The sequence below is a fragment of the Terrisporobacter muris genome (assembly GCF_024621905.1).
GTDB lineage: Bacteria > Bacillota > Clostridia > Peptostreptococcales > Peptostreptococcaceae > Terrisporobacter > Terrisporobacter muris.
In genome coordinates this window covers 1-2,311 of the sequence record NZ_JANKBY010000451.1, presented here as the reverse complement: position 1 = coordinate 2,311, position 2,311 = coordinate 1, and the positions used below count along the sequence as shown (strand labels likewise).

Genomic DNA, 2,311 nt, shown 5'->3' with positions numbered 1-2,311 from the left:
TCTAATAACTTCTTTATTATAGAAATATTCTATATTTTCTCATATTTGAATCTCAGTAAAATAAAAAATTCGCTTCGCTCATATCGCTAACGAGATGCCTTCGCCCCTCTTCAGGCAACTTTGTTGCTCAAAAATCAACTTTTTTTACATCTCAATATTTGTTGATATTACTTAATTCTAGTAGTTTTCCACAGATTTGAAAATAATATAATGTCCTTGTATGTAAAAAATATGCCACGATAACTCGTGGCATATTCTTATTCAAATACATTGTAATCTCTTAATTTTCTATTTTGTTTCAACGCTTTTGCTAGCTTTGTTAGCAGCCATTAACATAGATGCAGAAGTATAGAATATAACAGCTATTACTAACCAAGTTAATATATTCATTGGTAAATTACTAACAAACGTAGCTGCTATGTATACACCTACAGCTCCAGATAAAGCTATTATTAAAGCTGCTTTTCTTGGATAAGCTCCTTCTTTTATGAATTTAACTGATCCTACTGGCATTAATGTTGCACAAGATCCCATCATTATTGGGAATGCAACTTGTGGAGACATTCCTAAGAAATAAACTAAAGCCATACATGGTGCATATAATCCTATACCAGCAGACATTAAAGCCCCAAGTATAAAGTTACCTACTACACCTATAACTAATCTTATTCCAGTTAATCCTATAGCGTCTCCTCCACCTTGAATTAAACCTAATTGCTTAAATACCATTACTATAGCAGTTATTAATAATGCAAGACCCATAACTTTTTGGACTTTTAATTCATCCATTTTAGCTATTACACCAGCTCCAAGATATGATCCTAAAGCTGCTGCTGCAAGCATTGATATTAGTGTTATTGGCTCAACTTCTATAACTGTAGTAAATATTACTGCTTCAACCATAACTGGAAGAGTATCAGCAACATTTAATAATCCTGGAAGTTCTTTATCTCTAACTCCCATTTTCATAAACTTGTTTAATGCAACTGTTGGCGCAAATGAACCTATTCCTAATGTATCAAGGAAGTTTGTAAGAAAACCTATAAAACCTGCTTTTCCTACACTTACATCCTCTAATTCACCTGCCGCAGATACTTGTCTGTAGTCTTTTATGAAGAAGTATCCATATACAGACATTAACACTGCCCAAACTACCCTAATAATATTAACCATAATATGATTCCCCCTATTTCTTCTTTTGTAATTATTGCATTTATAGTTGAAATCTTGATTAAGTTATTGGTTTAGATACTATTTTAATATAAAACCGTATTTAACTGGATCTTCATCATCTATAACAAAATGATTAAATCCTGTTATATAAGCTGATGCAGTTATTTCAGGTCTTACTGCATCAAATTCACCAACTTTATCAAGACCTACTATCTTTCCTTTGAAAAGAGTTCCTAATATACTTTCGTATACGAAATCTTCTCCTTCTTTGATTTCTCCTTTTGCATATAAAGTCGCAAGTTTAGCACTTGTTCCAGTTCCACATGGAGATCTGTCTACTTGTCCTTGACCAAATACAACTACGTTTTTATAAGTTGCTTCTGGATGAGTAGGGTCATCATATATTTCAACTAAGTCAACTGTTTTTATATGATCTAGTGTTGGATGTTGTACTGGTATTTCTCTGTTAACTATTTCTCTCATTTCCATACCTATGTTGTTTAATAATTGAGTATTTTTAGGATCAACTTTAACACCAAATTGACTAGCATGAACTATAGCAAAGAAACTTCCTCCAAATGCTATATCAAATTTTATTTTCCCATATGGTGCCATTTCTATTTCACAATCTCTCTTATATAAGAATGCTGGCACGTTTACAAAAGATACTTCTCTAACTTTTCCATCAACTATTTTAGCATCTGCTTCTATCATTCCAGCTGGAGCTTCCATTCTAACATGAGTAACTGGCTCTACCATATCTACCATTCCAGTTTCTATAGCAGCAGTTATAGCACCTATTGAACCATGTCCACACATGTTTAGGTATCCTCCGCCATCCATGAATATGATACCAAAATCAGCAGTTGGATCACAAGGTTGAGTTATTATTGAACCAAACATATCATTATGTCCTCTTGGCTCTAACATTATAGCTGTTCTTAAATGGTCAAGATTCTTTTCTAAGTATTCCTTTTTCTCAGCCATAGTGTTTCCTTTTATGTTAGGAATTCCTCCTGTAACTATTCTTGTAGGTTCTCCCATAGTATGAGAGTCAATTGCTTGAATGCTTCTTGAAAATTTCATTTGCCTGTTCCCCCTAATATCATTATTAAAATAAATATTTATAATATATTTA

General features: G+C 32.7%; 2 protein-coding genes. Both read right to left on the bottom strand.

The window, feature by feature from the left end; genetic code table 11:
- Positions 1-288 precede the first annotated feature (288 nt).
- Positions 289-1,173: a sulfite exporter TauE/SafE family protein gene (locus NSA58_RS19080; RefSeq protein ID WP_039679746.1), complete on the bottom strand. Its 885-nt coding sequence runs from the start codon at positions 1,171-1,173 to the stop codon at positions 289-291.
- Positions 1,174-1,251: 78 nt separating this feature from the next.
- A complete protein-coding gene (locus tag NSA58_RS19075) occupies positions 1,252-2,259 on the bottom strand; it encodes a proline racemase (protein WP_039679747.1) in 1,008 nt (335 codons plus the stop codon).
- Positions 2,260-2,311: the final 52 nt, after the last annotated feature.